The 15,925-nt window shown below is 51.2% G+C and carries 15 protein-coding genes; 3 read left to right on the top strand and 12 right to left on the bottom strand.

The genetic code is table 11. The features are described 5' to 3' along the window. Positions 1 to 13: 13 nt before the first annotated feature. Positions 14 to 1,399 (bottom strand): sodium:alanine symporter family protein, encoded by a 1,386-nt coding sequence (locus Q1B47_RS06360; RefSeq protein WP_299790347.1) that lies wholly within the window; start codon positions 1,397 to 1,399, stop codon positions 14 to 16. Positions 1,400 to 1,661: 262 nt separating this feature from the next. Between Q1B47_RS06360 and Q1B47_RS06355 the strand changes: the two genes are divergently transcribed. Then, a complete protein-coding gene (locus tag Q1B47_RS06355; RefSeq protein ID WP_299790344.1) occupies positions 1,662 to 1,805 on the top strand; it encodes a hypothetical protein in 144 nt (47 codons plus the stop codon). Positions 1,806 to 2,019: 214 nt separating this feature from the next. Here Q1B47_RS06355 and Q1B47_RS06350 read toward each other — a convergent pair whose 3' ends face one another. The 9 genes from Q1B47_RS06350 to pmbA all read right to left on the bottom strand — a co-directional run bounded on the left by Q1B47_RS06350 (position 2,020) and on the right by pmbA (position 9,952). Beyond that, a complete protein-coding gene (locus Q1B47_RS06350; RefSeq protein ID WP_299790341.1) occupies positions 2,020 to 2,142 on the bottom strand; it encodes a hypothetical protein in 123 nt (40 codons plus the stop codon). A gap of 240 nt (positions 2,143 to 2,382) precedes the next feature. After that, positions 2,383 to 2,865, bottom strand: coding sequence for a GNAT family N-acetyltransferase (locus tag Q1B47_RS06345; RefSeq protein WP_299790338.1), 483 nt, complete (start codon positions 2,863 to 2,865; stop codon positions 2,383 to 2,385). Positions 2,866 to 2,969: 104 nt separating this feature from the next. Continuing rightward, positions 2,970 to 3,200, bottom strand: coding sequence for a hypothetical protein (locus Q1B47_RS06340; RefSeq protein WP_299790335.1), 231 nt, complete (start codon positions 3,198 to 3,200; stop codon positions 2,970 to 2,972). A gap of 413 nt (positions 3,201 to 3,613) precedes the next feature. Beyond that, positions 3,614 to 4,840: an organoarsenical effux MFS transporter ArsJ gene (gene arsJ, locus Q1B47_RS06335; protein ID WP_299790332.1), complete on the bottom strand. Its 1,227-nt coding sequence runs from the start codon at positions 4,838 to 4,840 to the stop codon at positions 3,614 to 3,616. A gap of 225 nt (positions 4,841 to 5,065) precedes the next feature. Continuing rightward, a complete protein-coding gene (locus tag Q1B47_RS06330; protein ID WP_299790329.1) occupies positions 5,066 to 6,076 on the bottom strand; it encodes an ArsJ-associated glyceraldehyde-3-phosphate dehydrogenase in 1,011 nt (336 codons plus the stop codon). A gap of 96 nt (positions 6,077 to 6,172) precedes the next feature. Then, positions 6,173 to 7,219 carry an ACR3 family arsenite efflux transporter gene (arsB, locus tag Q1B47_RS06325; RefSeq protein ID WP_299790327.1) on the bottom strand — a complete coding sequence of 349 codons (1,047 nt, stop codon included), beginning with the start codon at positions 7,217 to 7,219 and terminating at the stop codon, positions 6,173 to 6,175. 153 nt (positions 7,220 to 7,372) lie between these two features. Then, positions 7,373 to 7,717: a metalloregulator ArsR/SmtB family transcription factor gene (locus tag Q1B47_RS06320; protein ID WP_299790324.1), complete on the bottom strand. Its 345-nt coding sequence runs from the start codon at positions 7,715 to 7,717 to the stop codon at positions 7,373 to 7,375. A 241-nt stretch (positions 7,718 to 7,958) separates the two neighbouring features. Continuing rightward, on the bottom strand, positions 7,959 to 8,459 hold the full coding sequence (locus Q1B47_RS06315) for a type II secretion system protein (protein WP_299790321.1): 501 nt from the start codon (positions 8,457 to 8,459) through the stop codon (positions 7,959 to 7,961). A 152-nt stretch (positions 8,460 to 8,611) separates the two neighbouring features. Then, positions 8,612 to 9,952, bottom strand: coding sequence for a metalloprotease PmbA (gene pmbA, locus Q1B47_RS06310; protein ID WP_299790318.1), 1,341 nt, complete (start codon positions 9,950 to 9,952; stop codon positions 8,612 to 8,614). Between the two features lie 230 nt (positions 9,953 to 10,182). Between pmbA and yjgA the strand changes: the two genes are divergently transcribed. Both yjgA and Q1B47_RS06300 read left to right on the top strand, forming a co-directional pair. Then, entirely contained in the window at positions 10,183 to 10,722 is a 540-nt protein-coding gene (gene yjgA / locus Q1B47_RS06305; protein WP_299790315.1) for a ribosome biogenesis factor YjgA, read from the top strand. Positions 10,723 to 10,805: 83 nt separating this feature from the next. Next, entirely contained in the window at positions 10,806 to 13,373 is a 2,568-nt protein-coding gene (locus tag Q1B47_RS06300; RefSeq protein WP_299790312.1) for an Ig-like domain-containing protein, read from the top strand. A gap of 241 nt (positions 13,374 to 13,614) precedes the next feature. Here Q1B47_RS06300 and Q1B47_RS06295 read toward each other — a convergent pair whose 3' ends face one another. After that, the gene (locus Q1B47_RS06295) at positions 13,615 to 14,763 is read right to left on the bottom strand and encodes an ABC transporter permease (RefSeq protein ID WP_299790309.1); all 1,149 of its coding nucleotides are present in this window, start codon (positions 14,761 to 14,763) and stop codon (positions 13,615 to 13,617) included. Continuing rightward, positions 14,760 to 15,923: an ABC transporter permease gene (locus Q1B47_RS06290; protein ID WP_299790306.1), complete on the bottom strand. Its 1,164-nt coding sequence runs from the start codon at positions 15,921 to 15,923 to the stop codon at positions 14,760 to 14,762. The genes Q1B47_RS06295 and Q1B47_RS06290 overlap by 4 nt, the downstream gene beginning before the upstream one ends. Positions 15,924 to 15,925: the final 2 nt, after the last annotated feature.

Genomic DNA, 15,925 nt, shown 5'->3' with positions numbered 1-15,925 from the left:
TGACAATTAGCCACTAGATCTCGACATTCGCCTTAGCCTTGGCTTCATCCTCTCGCTTCTTGATGAAGTATTCGCGGGTCAGACTGAATACCACAGGGCTAAGCAGCGCAAGGGCGATAAGATTAGGGATCGCCATCATGGCGTTCAGGGTATCGGCCAGTAACCAGATGAAGTCCAGTGAACTCACGGCACCCAGCGGTACTACCAGTATCCATAGAACTCTGAAAGGCTTAACGGCTTTAACACCAAACAGATACTGGACGCACTTTTCGCTGTAGACGCTCCAGCCCAGAATAGTCGTGAAGGCAAACACCGACAAGGCCAGGGCGACGATATAATTACCCACCGGCAGCGCGGTCGAAAAAGCAAACGAAGTCAACGCGGCGCCGTTCTCGCCCGATGTCCAGGCACCGGATACAATAATCGCCAGACCTGTGATGCTACAGACAATCAGGGTATCGATGAAGGTACCCAACATGGCAACCAGACCTTGAGCTACCGGGTTATTGGTCTGTGCAGAGGCGTGAGCGATCGGTGCACTCCCCAGGCCCGCTTCGTTTGAGAACACGCCACGCGCCACACCGAAGCGGATAGCTGCCCAAACCGCAGCACCGGCGAAACCGCCCTGTGCCGCAACCGGGTTAAATGCGCTATGCACTATCATAGCAATGGCATCGGGAATCGCTGCGGCATTGACAACCAACACGGCCAGGCCGGCAGTGATATAGAACAGCGTCATCAGAGGAACCAGCTTACCGGCCACATCGGCGATACGCTTGATACCGCCGACCAGCACCGCCCCCACCAGCACCATCAGCACCACACCCGTTACCCAGCTCGGTACACCGAAGTTACTGCTCAGGGCATCGGCAACCGAGTTCGACTGCACCGTATTACCGATACCGAAACCGGCAAAGGATCCAAACAGCGCAAACGCGGTACCCAGCCAGGCCCACTTACTGCCGAGGCCATTCTTGATATAGTACATGGGACCACCGATATGGTCGCCATTATCATCGACTTCACGATACTTCACCGCCAACACGGCCTCGGCAAACTTTGTTGCCATGCCAACCAGCGCCGTACACCACATCCAAAACAGCGCCCCCGGTCCACCAATAAAGATCGCCGTTGCCACACCGGCAATATTACCGGTACCGATAGTGGCCGAGAGCGAAGTCATCAGGGCGTTAAAGGGGCTGATCTCCCCCTCCTTAGTCTTATCTTTATCGGGGATCCTGCCCGACCAGAGCAGCTTAAAGCCGGTTCCCAACTTCAAAATTGGCATCAGTTTCAAGCCAACCGAGAGGAACAGGCCCACCCCCAGGATCATGACCAGCATAGGAGTACCCCAGACAAAGCCATTGATCATACTTACAAATTCAGTTATTCCTTCCATTCAAACCTCACCGACGCATTATCATTATTGTTATATTCATTCCGTGATCTAATGCCCGGAATTTGTTGATTGCATCCCAGAGTACAACGAAAAGTGTACAAAATGAAAGCAGTAGTATTTCTCAGCCACTTTTTGTAGCAAATGGTTGTGGCTGATTCACAAGTTATTGAGGGGCTCGTACTTTGTATGGGGATTTGTACATATCTTGGAGGTCTCAGGTCCATTAGTACTTATAGCCTGCGTGCCGTGTAGGGATGCACAAATGTCACGGTGGCAGGTCAATGATGTTCCCGACATCATCATGACATTTCCCATATCCCCTATGGGTCAGATGTCAATAAACGACCTGAATGTGCAAACACTTGAGTTTTTTACTCTTAGATTGGCGTTTTGGCGTAACGGTTAACTCAATTTTTGAGAAAGTGAAGTCTATTGCTTTAGCTTAGGAGGATTGATTTGGAGAGAGTGCAACATATTACACTAGGGCTAACCCCAGGTTAGCCCTACTCAATTTTCTAGCTTTGCCATGTTTCCATGGTCAGTGTTAGCTGGCAGCAACAGAGCCCCTTCGCTAGCTCCTCACTAGGAGATTAGCGAATATCGAGACACAGGAAAGAGGATTACTTAACGTTATCCAACAGGCCAGGGGAACTCTTTTTCACACGTTTTGCCATGCGCTTTTCTTTGGCCGTTTTCTGTGGCTGTTTCTTGCCTTCTTTACGGATATTTTTACCTTTACTCATATCTTGCTCCTGTGAATCCTTGGGTGCCTTAACCGGGCCAATCAGGTAAAACCCTGACACCTTGTCGATCTTCCTGCGATACTATTTTTTCAACAGCATCACCTTACAACACTATCGCTTCACAATAATATTTTAACACCATACGACACCCCGCCCCATGAAGCTCATAGACCAGATAAACCTAAACAAGACAGTCCCTAGACTTGAATAATCTATAGCCGATTAAGCATTGGTTCACACTCATAGCCGAGCTCTCTTTTCCAGTGACTTTTGCATGGGCACACATTTTAAGCTGATGCCTCTCGGTGAGTGATAGGTGGATATCTCATCACCTACAAATCCGCATCGGCGGTAGAATGGAGCAGCATTCAGGGTAGACTCGAGTTTTATTGAAGTAAGACCATGCACCGTAGCCAGCTCTTCGAGGAAGGCAAGCATCAATCTGGCGGCGCCCTTGCCGAAAAATTGAGGCTCGACGAAGATCGCGTCCAGCATCCCGGTTTCAATCGTCAGCTTGCCACTGCCGATAACTTGCCCATCACTCTCGGACACATAAAAAGAGTTTACGATATCCTTAATCAAACTCTCAGACACGCCACCTTGGGTCCAAAGCGATAGTTGCTCCGCACTATAATATCCCGAGCACGCTTCGAGGATAGCCCGGCTTCTCAAGTCATAAATAGCCTGAGCATCCCCCTCAACCGCCTTCCTGATCACAATCATCCAACCACCTTATGCTCGATATTACCCCTGAAGCCCACTCTAACAGCAATAGTGAATCTTGATTAAGAGTCTTGTTAAATGGCAAAACCTCTCAGGCAATACTATTACCCATCACTTTCTTTAGTTTTTCTCTTATCCAATTTTTTAAATAGATATTTGCATATAAGTAAAAGAAGAAAAACATAAGTAATTTCAACAAATGTAGAGGTTAGCTTAATAGAAAATAGTTCTTCCATTTCGCTAACAATTTCAGTGTCAGGAAAAATTAATAACAGACCAAGAAATAGCGCGACTAAAATTCCATATACTGTTTCTTTAAGCCCTAACGGTTTCATCTTCACCTCTTCAAAATTTTGGCTTTAGACACTTTACACCTAATAAAGTCGGAATATTTAACCACTCCAAGAAGCACTACCCGGACGGTGAACCCACACAATCCAAAGAAATTATAATCTCAACTATTTTAATAAGTTATCAGTACACTTTAAGTGAAGCAATGACCATTTTGTCTGAAGAAAATAAGTTTTATTAATCGAAGAGATAACCTTCTTTAAAATTATCAGGTGTAGATGCAGCTTTGAGCTTCCAAAACAGGGATGTTTTGGTAGAGCCCACACGGAAGTGTTCACGGCGCCTCAAAGAAGTATCTGCACATCCCACGCCGGGGAGGCGATAGATGACTATGAAAATACAAGTTTCAAACACATTTCCCAATACCAACACTCAACATAGAAAATGTAGTCGGCCTTCATTCCAAGACCGCCCCCCTCTTGGGTAAGTAAACACTAATCACCGCGGTCATGGCCAGGAAAGCCGATGAGATCCACAAACAGGCCTCCAGCCCCGCTACCTGATAGACCCAGCCCGATAACACAGTGCCCAGCAGGCGCCCCATGGCGTTGGCCATGTAGTAGAAACCCACATCGAGCGACACGCCATCGTCGCTGGCATAACTGACAATCAGGTAACTGTGCAGGGAGGAGTTGATCGCAAACAGGGCGCCGAAGAGCAGTAAACCCGACATCAGGACTAACTGGGGCGAGGGTGAAACACTCATAAACAGCGCGATCGCTGCCGGGATAGCGGTTAACAGGCTGGCCCAGAGCAGCGCCGAACGACCATCGGGTACCTTAGCGCTACGAGCGCCGGTAATTCGGGGGGCCAGCGTCTGGATCCAGCCATAGGCGATCACCCAAAGGGCAAGAAAACCGCCCACATAGTAGTGATCCCAGCCGAATTGGCTGGCCAGATATACCGGCAAGGCCACCACAAACCAGACATCTCTGGCCGCAAACAGAAACAGTCTGGCTGCAGATAGAATATTGATGCTACGGCTCTTGGAGAAGATCTCGCTGAACTTAGGTTTGCTCTTGGCTTTGCCCAGATCTTTCTTAAGTTTCACCATGCTAAAGAGCCAGACCAGAATAAGGATGCCGGCCATGCTCCCGATGGCGCCTGTAAAACCAAACAGAGACAGTAGTGCCCCCCCCAGGAAAAAGCCCGCGCCCTTGAGGGCATTCTTGGAGCCGGTGAGCCTTGCCACCCATACGTAGAGCTTCTCCTGCTCACCATCGGCCACCAGCAACTTGATAGAGCTCTTGGCGCTCATCTTGTTGAGATCTTTGGCTATACCGGACAGGCCCTGTGCGGCCATGACCCAGGCAATGGTCAACATAGTGGTGGGCACAAGCAGCATAGCCAGGGCGATCACCTGCATGCCAAGACCCAGATTCATGGTGCGATTCAGCCCGAGCCGCGCCCCAAGGTAGCCGCCGACCAGATTAGTGACCACACCGAAGATCTCATAGAAGAGAAACAACATGGCGATCGCAAGCGGCGAATAACCGAGCTGATGAAAGTGCAACACCACCAGCATGCGCAGCGCACCGTCGGTGAGGGTAAACACCCAATAGTTACCGGTCACGATAAGGTATTGTCTGACCTGCTCCGGCAACGCCTTGATACTGGCTAACATAGATATCCTGATAATGAGTTTCGAGAGCCTGGCCTCGAGCTTCGAGCTTCGAGCTTCGAGCTTCGAGCTTCGAGCTTCGAGCTTCGAGCAAAATATTAAATGCGCAGAACTACAATCGACGAATCGATTCTTATAATAATCTTCGCCTTAACTCGTGACCCGTAGCTCGAGGCTATCTTTGCCCTATCTTGAGCTTACAGCTTAAAACTTACGGCTTATAGCTTCTTAGCTTTTATCCGACAGCCCGACCATACGAGCAAGTTCCGCGGTGCGGTTGGCGTATCCCCACTCATTGTCATACCAGACATAGAGCTTAACCTGAGTGCCGTTAACTACCATGGTCGATGGAGCATCTATGATGCTGGATCTTGGATCTGTCTTATAATCCACCGAAACCAGAGGGCGCTCCTCGTAACCCAGGATCCCTTTCAGCTCGCCCTCGGCGGCTCGCTTAAGCAGCGAGTTTATCTCCTCCTCCGTGGTAGCATGCTCCAACTCGAATACACAATCGGTTATCGACGCATTCGCCAGTGGTACCCGCACCGCATGGCCGTTTAGCTTGCCCTTAAGCTTAGGGAAGATATGGGTGATGGCGGTCGCCGACCCGGTAGTCGTTGGAATAAGGCTCAGGCCACATGCCCGTGCTCGACGCAGGTCTTTATGGGGCGCGTCGAGAATCGTCTGAGTATTGGTAATGTCATGGATAGTGGTCATAGAACCATGCTTGATACCGATAGTTTCATGTATCACCTTAACCACAGGTGCCAGACAGTTGGTGGTGCAGGACGCCGCCGTCACAATAGGATGGAGCTCCTTGTCATAGAGGTGATGATTTACCCCCATCACCACGTTCAACACTCCCTCCTCCTTAACAGGAGCGGTCACCACCACCCGCTTAACCCCCTGATCGAGGTAAGCCTGGAGCAGCGCCTTGCTCTTCATGACGCCGGACGCTTCGATAACCAGATCGCATCCCGACCAGTCGGTATCGCCGATATGCGAATCCTGGGTCGTGGCGATGCGTTTATCATCAATAAGGATATCGCTTCCCTCGGCAGTTGCCTCGTGGTTCCAGCGACCATGGACCGAGTCGAATGTCAGCAGATGTGCAAGCGTTGCGGCATCTCCTGCCGGGTCATTGATCTGCACAAACTCAACATCATCCCATTCCCAGGCGGCTCGAAGTGCTAAGCGCCCCATACGGCCAAACCCATTGATACCTATCTTGATACTCATATTAAACCCTTCAAATTTATCATCACTTCCAGAGCGTGATGTGATCTTTTAAGCCAAGCCCTTATCGAGCAGACTAGCCAACCTTGGAGCCTCTACTTATGACACCGCAGGATGTTCACCGGTATCATCTTCAAATTGCGTTTTATGCCGATTAACAAATGCCACCAGTGACAGCATCACAGGCACCTCTACCAATACCCCGACAACGGTAGCCAGTGCTGCCCCTGAGTGTAGTCCAAACAGTGAGATAGCGACTGCCACCGCGAGCTCGAAAAAGTTCGAGGTGGCGATCATGCAAGCCGGAGCCGCCACCTTATGAGACAGTTTCAGTTTTTTGGCCGCATAGTAAGCGATGAAAAATATGCCATAGGTCTGAATGAGCAGAGGAATGGCGATCAGCATGATGTTTTGTGGCTGTTCGAGTATGGTTCCCGCCTGAAATCCAAACAGCAGGACGACAGTCGCCAGCAAGCCGACGATAGACCAGGGCTTCAGGTTCCCCACAAACCGGGCAAGGGACGCCGGGTCACCATCGGACTCCAGCTTTCGTCGCGTCAACACACCGGCCACCAGCGGCAGAACCACATAGAGAAATACCGACGAGAGCAGGGTCTCCCAGGGCACCTGAATATCGCTGACTCCGAGCAGGAAGGCACAAATAGGAGCGAAGGCCACCACCATGATAAGGTCATTAACCGAGACCTGAACCAGAGTGTAATTAGGATCGCCCTTAGTGAGCTGACTCCAGACAAACACCATAGCGGTACAGGGGGCGACACCGAGCAGGATCATACCCGCGATATATTCCGTCGCCGTCTGCGGATCGACCCACTCGACAAACAGCACCTTGAAAAACAACCAGCCCAACATTGCCATGGTAAAGGGTTTAATTAACCAGTTAACCACCAGCGTCAATACCAGCCCCTTAGGGCTTTTTCTCACATCCTTGACGGCGGCAAAGTCTATCTGCACCATCATAGGGTAGATCATCACCCAGATAAGCACGGCTATGACTAAGTTAACGTGCGCGTATTCAACCGCGGCAACCAGGGCGAACAGATCCGGCCAAAGGTTACCTAAGATCACCCCAAGGACAATGGCCAGTCCAACCCAAACACTCAGATAACGCTCAAACAGCCCCATAATTCTTTTCTCTCTATCTTTTAATCTTGTATCTAATCTCGCGACACCCTTGTCAGCAGGTTCTTATATATTGCTTACGGCTCATCGCTATCTGCTTCAGGAAGCTTCGCGGCTAAAGCCGCTCCTACACCTCGTAGCTCACAGCTATTATCGCTAACAGCAGCTCTTCACTCGCTCGGGCCTGTCACCCATCTTGTTAAGTCGTGACAGTTCCTGCTCTATCAAGGCTCGATTAGCCGAACAGGTTTCGTCGATGACCCGGTTGATCCATGTCGGGAGTGCCGGGTTCAAACGATAGAAGACCCACTGCCCCTGGCGCCTGTCGGTGAGCAGGCCAAACTTTCTCAGTTGAGCCAGATGCCGGGAAATTTTTGGCTGACTCTCCTCAAGTGCCTGCATCAACTCACAGACGCAGAGTTCCTCCTCTGCCTGGATAAGAAGCAGGCTACGCAAGCGGGTTTCATCGCTCAGTGCTTTAAATAGATCTAATGCGGTCATAATAAATCTCAAAACTAATACCGGAAAACTAATACCAGAGACAAAACTCTGACAAGTATCCCAGGGGAAACTATCTCACGAAGAGACATGGACATACGGATAAGCATATATGTGCTCATCCATATATTCAAGTTAAGATTGTGGATTTCTAATCAGAATTTTAAAAGGTCGGGTTATAACAGAAAGTGACTCTCAGAAAGGGGGAAGAGAGACAGGCTTAAGCGACTGTTGGTTAGGAGAGCTAGCAACCACTGGTCTCTATGGTTAACTGGTATTCGCCGCCCACTTCAGTCGGCTGCTGGTACCTTACCCAGCAATTTTGATTATCGTTAGAGTAGCCTCTGGGCATAAAATAGAGGCCAATGTTGCTGCCGCTGGTTCGATTACGCCAGATCCAGTCATACTCTGCGGGGTCAACATAACCGGCCTCACCAAACTCGCTTTCGAGCAACTTCGACCAGGTAGAGCTGAACTCGGCCTTGGGGTAACCATAGACACTTTTTACCGTCACGTTACCCAGATCGAGGTCGACTTCACTTCCCTGCTCTATCCCCTGTATCAAGGCCTTGGAATGAGTCAGCAGCACTTCGGAGGCCACTGCGGCTTTCATCCCCTGCAACGTCGAAATACGCGCATCATTCTGTAAGTTAATAAACTTAGGCGCCGCAGTCACCGCGAGTATGCCCAGGATGATGATAACCACCACCAGCTCTATAAGGGTAAAACCCGAATACCTGTTCATATTGACTCCTTACATAAACCAGACTGAGGACCATTTCGGTCCTCATCTCTCTCAAGCGAGGCTCCCACCTGATGGATAGAGGATATCAAGTACCATGTCGTGAAGCGCCCTCGGCTCGAAGAGTCCTGCCTCCCGGAGATAGTTAAGATCGATTAATTACCGGCGATCTTCATATCACTCAATAAAATTCCACCCGTACGAATCGATGAGCGCAGATCCCTATCTTTACTCACGCCGACAATGTTACGGTACATACCTTTAAGGTTACCGGCTATGGTGATCTCCTCGACAGGATAGAGAATGACGCCATTTTCGACGTAGAAACCGGCAGCACCGCGAGAGTAATCACCGGTAACCGCATTCACGCCTTGGCCCATCACCTCAGTCACAATCAGGCCGGTTCCCATCTCTTTGACCAGCTCGTCAAACGTCTGCCCCGTATGTGACAGAGTCCAGTTATAGATACCGCCCGCATGACCGGTATTCTTAAGGCCTAACTTTCGGGCCGAATAACTGGTTAACAGGTAACTCGACAAGATACCCTTATCGATAATATGTCTGTCCCGGGTCGCAACCCCTTCACTGTCATAGAGTGCGCTGGCGAGCCCCGCTTTCAGGTGAGGCTGCTCCTCGATACTGAACCAATCCGGAAACACCTGAGTATCGATGGCGTCGAGCAGGAAACTCGACTTTCTGTATAGGCTGCTGCCACTGATAGCACCAACAAGATGACTGATCAAACCGGTGGCGATCTCCGGTGCCAACAATACGGGGAGCTCAGTGGTGGCAATTTTTCTGCTGCCCAGACGGCTCAGGGTCTTCTCGGAAGCCTTTATTCCAACCTCTTCAGGCGATAACAGATCGCCAAACTTTCTTGAAATGGTGTAATCATAGTCCCGTTGCATATTGCCGTCGGTCTCACCGATAACCACACAGCTCAGACTGTAACGGGAGCTGGAGTAACCATGAAGGAAGCCATGACTATTACCGTAAACCTTAAGTCCGGTATGTGCATTGGCACTGGCACCATCTGAGTTTGTGATTCTGCTGTCGACATTCAACGCCGCCTCTTCGGAGCGGGCCGCTAACTCGGTCAGGTGATCGGCTGAGATATCTTCAGGATGGTATAGTTCCAGATCCGGAAACTCGGTCGCCATCAGGTCGGCATCGGCCAACCCGTTATTGGGATCCGATGAGGTGAACTTAGCAATATCGTCGGCGGCCTTTACCGCCAGCTTAATGGCATCCGGGCTCAGATCGGAAGTTGAGGAGCTGCCCTTACAACCATCACGAAACAGGGTAATACCTAGCGCACCGTCTTTATTAAACTCAACCGTTTCCACCTCTTTGAGTCGGGTGGAGACCGATAAGCCTTGTTGTTTACTGATGGCAACCTCAGCTGCCGATGTTCCTAACTCTTTCGCATACTCAAGGGCTACAGATACGGCGTCTTTTAATGAATTTAACTCGGTGTCAGTGCTAGGTGTAGTCACAAATCTGCTCTTTTGTTGTCTCGATTACCTTAAGCATAACAAACCCGATTCCCAATCACATTAAATAACTGACAAAGCCTGGCTGACATTAAGTGCTATAGATGAATAAGGTGAAGCTCACTCGACCGGGAGCAATAATCTCCTCTCCTTCTGGCCACAGATAGGAAGAGATAGGCGATTTTCTCTTGAAATGGTATTATTAACTCAGTTTATGTAAGAGATTTTGTTAAATGAAAATAGTCGGCGACTCAGAACACTTTAAACAACCCTTTGACCACGATGAAGATTATGTCAGCAGGGCTGATATAAAACGTGAAATAGCGGTATACCAGGAGCTTGGTATCAAGCTGGTTGCATTAAGTAAAAGCCAAATTAAGAAGTTAGATCTGGATGAGCTTTTATTTGATAATGTAATGAAAACTAAGACGATAAAGATAAACACAGAAGCCTATCGTCGTCAGTTACAGTTTATCGGCAAACTGATGCGTAATGTCGATATCGAAGCACTGCAACTGGATATCAAGAATGTTTTGAATCAGAACAGCAACGAAAGCGCTAAGCAAAATGTTGCCGAAAAACTGAAAGAGCAGTTACTCAATGAAGGCGATAGTGCGGTTCAGGCACTGATTGAGAAGCACCCTCAGCTAGAGAGACAGAAGTTACGCCAACTTATCCGTCAGTCTAAGAAAGAGCTGGCTAAGAAACCCGATGAAGCTTCTAAATCTTCAATAGAATTAGTAAAGTACTTGCGAAGTGAGATATCAGAATAACTCACTTCCCGGGTAATGTTACTCAATAAAACAGATTCTATCTGTACTTCCTTTTTTGTTTTTGTGTCACAAGGATGTTGCTTATGCGACTGATGAAAACTGCTTTTGCTCTGCCCCTTTCACTCCTGGCTCTGGCCTCACTGGGTGGATGTAATGGCGCCTCCGATGATAGCGGCGGAGAGAATACCGGCGAATACGCCCTCTCACTGAGCTATAAAACGGTTGTCGACGGCAAGTGCGCCGAAGCAACCAACGACTTGAGTTTTGCCAGCAACGCCAGTATCTGTGCGGTCGCCAAACTTACTCAGGGCGGGAGTAACAGTAACGGTGGTTTAATCAGTTTCAGTGCAACCTTAGGTGAGCTTACTCCTGCAACTAAACTGACTGACAGTCAGGGCGTTGCCGAAGTGATCCTCAGCAATGCTCAGGCCTCACCGGGCGCCGGAACACTCACGGCACAATTTGATACCAAGGCGGCAGAGAACAATATCCTCGCTGTCAGTCGTAACTATGAGTTTATCGACAACGGTACTCCCGATGAAGATACGCCAAAGATCAGCGCCAGCATCATTATCGGTGCGGCTACAGTCACTCAGTTTAAGGTCGATGAGACGGTACAGCTTCAGGCACAGTTCCTGGACGGTTCGAGCCAGGGGATAGCTCAGCAGATTGTCACCTTCAGCGCGGGAAGTTCAACACTTAACCCGAATACGGCGCTCACCAACGAGCAGGGGATAGCGCAGGTTAGTTACACCCCATCGGAGAGTGAACTGGGTGCGGCCAGCCTGAATGTATCTTTAAGCTACCAGGGGCAAACATATCAGAACACCAGCCTCTATGAGGTGCTGCCGGCCAATGCGATCGGCGACGACGGCGTACTCAAACTGGGGCACTTTACTGCCGATGCAGATGGTAATGAAGAGTTTATCGAAAATGAGCTGGGCAGCACACTCATCCCCGTCGATGGCAAATATCGCATCAGCGCCGGCGGCAGCTTCGGCATAACCGCAACCCTGGTCAGTGCGGCCGACGATGGCACCATTACCCGGGTACAGACCCCCTCATCCATCAGCTTCAGCTCTGATTGTGTCAGCGGCAATAATGCCAGCCTGGATACGCCGGTCACCACACTGTCAGGCAGTGCGAGCTCGACCTTCCAGGACACAAGCTGTAGCGGCAACAGTGAACGTGACGACCAGATAGTTGCGACGACTCAGGCGGGCAATCAAACCCTCACGGCAAGCCTGCCCTTCACCCTTGAGCGTCAAACTCTGGCGAGTCTGAGCTTCGTCTCGGCCGAGCCAAAGAATATCCGTATCAAGGGCGCTGGAGGCACCGGCAGCACGGAGTCATCTCTGGTCACCTTTAAGGTCACCGGTGCCAACGGCCAGCCTGCGGCGCAACAGACGGTTAAGTTCGCTCTGGACACTGTCGTGGGCGGCTTAAGCTTCTCCAACGGCGCAGCTACTGCAGAGAGCCTGACCAACTCACAGGGTGTTGCCAGCGTTCGCGTGCTGGCCGGCACCATGCCAACACCGGTCCGTGTACTCGCCTCGGCTACCGATGGCGACACAGGTGAGACCATCACCAGCCAATCGGAGCAGCTCACGGTCAACACCGGCCTGCCGCAACAGCTTGGCTTCAGTATCTCGACCACCATGTTTAATCCGGAAGCCGGTGATTTTAACGGTGAGAAGGTAACCCTTACCGCCTTCGCCTCAGACAGCTTCGGTAACCCGGCGCCCGATGACACCACCATCAACTTCACCAGCGAGGGCGGCCAGATAGCTCCCAGCTGTCTGACCGTTAACGGCAGCTGTAGCGTCGAGTGGACATCGGCAAACCCCAGAGTACCGGATCACCGCATCACTGTTCTGGCCTATGCGCTGGGACACGAAACCTTCTTCGATACTAACGGTAACAACATCTTCGATGATAAAGATGTCACTGTAGATGCCGATGGTAAACCTGTCGTAGACAAGGCATGTTTAAACAGTGACGGTGTGGCCGTTCTCTGCTCAGGCAACGGTATGGATATCGAAGCCTACCTGCCGAGCGGTTTCAGCGACCTCGGCGATGCCTTCCGCGACGATGACGAGAGCTTCTCCTATACACCCGGTGAGAAGTACTTCAACATCGAAAGCAATGGCGAGTACCAGAGTGCAGATGGCAAGTTCAACGGCCCTCAATGTCAGTCGACACTGGTTGGTTGCGAAGCTAATACCTATATCCGCAAGGCGTTGGTGATGACCATGTCCGGCTCGACTGCAGGCTTCACCATCTGGCAGGGCAACAACCTGATCCGCGATGATTTCGGCCTGGAGACGGCGCCTATTGTGCCGTTGACGGCGATAGCACCGGGACAGTCATCGAGCTTTACGGTGCAGTTCTATGACAGTGCCTACCAGATCATGCCAGCCAACACTCAGGTAGCGGTCGAAGCCTCTGCCGGAGAACTTATATTCGATGCGTTTGAGGTCGCCAACACGACTCGCCGCGGCGGCACCACTACAGGCTTTATCATCACTAACGATATCGATCCCGCCAGCACGGGAGAGCCTGCAAAACTAAGCAACGTCAGCATTAACCTGACAACACCTAAGAACGTGAAATCGGGTGCAGGCTTAAGCATCACCCTATCGGGAACTTAAGATATGGCTGTAAGCTGGTGATTAACGACCACCGGCTTTAACCGAGTCACCCCAGAATCGAGAAACAAGATGTCCGGGAGCAAGCTCCACTAAAAAGCCCACTCAGGCTGTTAACCTGAGTGGGCTTTCTTGTGTCTGGAGCGATCGGATTAATGGCTTTTACTTACGGCTTATCACTATCCGCTTCTCGAAGCTTCGCGGCTAAAGCCGCTCCTACACCTCTCGGCTCGTAGCTCGCAGCTTACGACTCGCCGTTCGGTTCCCGCTTGAGCCGCTTATTGACCCCATAGAGGGCCAGCATAAAGAAGAGTGCAAACAGCCCCCACAGGTGCAGCCACAGCGGCATGATACTTGGCCACGAGGCACCCATCTGGTTGAGCTGCAGCATACCAGTAATCGCCGGGATCGCCGGAATGATAGTAGAGATCCAGATAAGAGGCTCGGGGATCAACTCCACTGGCCATACAAAACCTGACAGAAACAGGATCGGCATGGAGACCAGCAGCAGTACCTGAGTCGGGAGATCCCGTCTGGTGAACAGGCAGCTGAACGCTATGCCGGTAACGGCGGTCGACAGCAAAAATGGGAGCAAAAACAGCGCCACCTGCCCCAGAGTCGCCTGTACGCTGACCCCATACCAGTAATAGCAGTGCCCCACATACAAGCTGGTGAACAGGGCATAGATTAAGCAGAATACACTGATGCGTCCGCAAATCAGCATCAAGGGGGAGACCCTGCGCCAGTAGCCCTGATTTTGCCACTGTCCGGCCCCCAATATGCCGGTGCCTATCAAGAGAGTCTGGTGGAGTACCAAAAGCAGTACTCCAGGCACCACATAGGGGGTATACCCCAGGCTCGGGTTGAAGGCGGGCACACTGTTGAGCTTCACCGCGTTCAAGCTGCGTTCTGCGGCCTTGGCATGCTGTCCATGGGCGAGCAGGCTCACGAGCTGTACATATTTTCCCGCATCCAGACCAACGGATACCAAGCCCTCTACCACGGCGGAATAGATGAGGAAGTAGTTGGCATCGCCGCCATAGCTTAAGGTCGCCCCTCGTCCCAGCATAAGATCTTTCCTGAAACCATGGGGGATCACCAGTAAGCCGTTGGCCCTGCCGGACTCAATCCAGCCCTGAGCCATGTCGATACTGCTCACCTGGCCGGTCACGGTAATTTTGGGGCTGGCATCTGCATGTCTTATCAGACGGCGGCTCAGGGAGGAGCCGTCATGATCGATGACCACCAGCTTCTGCTCGGTAGGTACCTGGTTCAGGTAGGGAAGAGGATAGAGCACAGAGTAGAAGAGCACACCGCCGAACAGGGTGATGGCGATAGCCTTATCGGTGACAATAGCGCGCAGATCCGCCAATAAAAATTGCCAAAACGTCATCTGGTGGCCTCCGGTGACAGGGATTTGTCCGCCATATGTGCACGCTTGACTCCGGTCGCCAGGAAGACAATCACAGGGATAAGAAACAGAAATCCCCAATAGTTAATCAATTGATCGGCTAGCGTATCCCAACCCTGTCCATAGCTGACCACGCCGACATGGGTATCGATATAGTGACTCGAAGGCATCAGCTTGCGCCAAAGTTGTGCCAGAATCGGCATATCCAGGGTGGGAAAGGTGATCCCCATAAAGGGAAAAGCCGGTGCGAAGAGTGCGGTGCAGAAACTTATCACCCTGGCGCAATCCTGCAGCAGGAAGAAGATCACCAGCACCAGCAACCAGACGGCCAATAACATGGCTACCTGAGCCACCAGCAACAAGCCGAAATCCCCCGCCAGAGGAAGATTCAGGAACTGATACAGGACGGCGAGAATGAAGCGTCCCTGCAGTACGATCAAGGGGGTGTATACAAGCATCTTGGCAAACAGCACACGCCGGGTGCCGAGAGTGAACCACTCACTCATGGTATTGAGTCGTAACTCACGATTAAGGCTGTTGGCAAATACCAACATGGCCAGCAGTTGTCCCAGCGCAAGCAGTACAGGCGGCACCAAGAAGCCTATGTAGTTGCTGTTGGAGTTATACAGTGCTGTCGTCTGGCTTGTCACCGGACGAAGGTTGATCTCAGCCTGCGCCTTAGGTACACCAAGGGCCAGCTGCTTCCTGTTTGCTGCATGCAGCAGGCCATCGGAGAGGCTGAGCTGGATCTGACTCGAAAGCAGTTTACCCACCAAGAGGAACTGGCTGTTATAGCGTATCTCTATGGTCGGGCTATGACCGGTGAGCAGATCCCGGTTCAAACGGTGTGGCAGCACCACCAGGGCATATACCTCACCTTCTGTCATCGCCCGCTTCGCGCCGGCGATATCCTGATAACCTATCGTCTTTGCCGCAGGATTCGCCTGAATGCGCCTGGTCAGCATGCGGCTTACCTGGCTCTGATCATGATCCACGATCGCCACCGGCAGCTGTCTTGGCATACCCGCACTGAACAGCCACCACAGGGAGATGATACCCAGAATAGGGATATAGGTAACGAGCGCGAACTGCCATGGATCGTTCCATAGCGCCTTCAGTTCACGCCCTATCAGGCTCTTCATTG

The organism is uncultured Shewanella sp. (assembly GCF_947501225.1).
In the GTDB taxonomy this organism is placed as follows: Bacteria; Pseudomonadota; Gammaproteobacteria; order Enterobacterales; family Shewanellaceae; genus Shewanella.
Note: the sequence above shows the minus strand (reverse complement) of the source record. Positions and strands in the feature narration are given on the sequence as shown.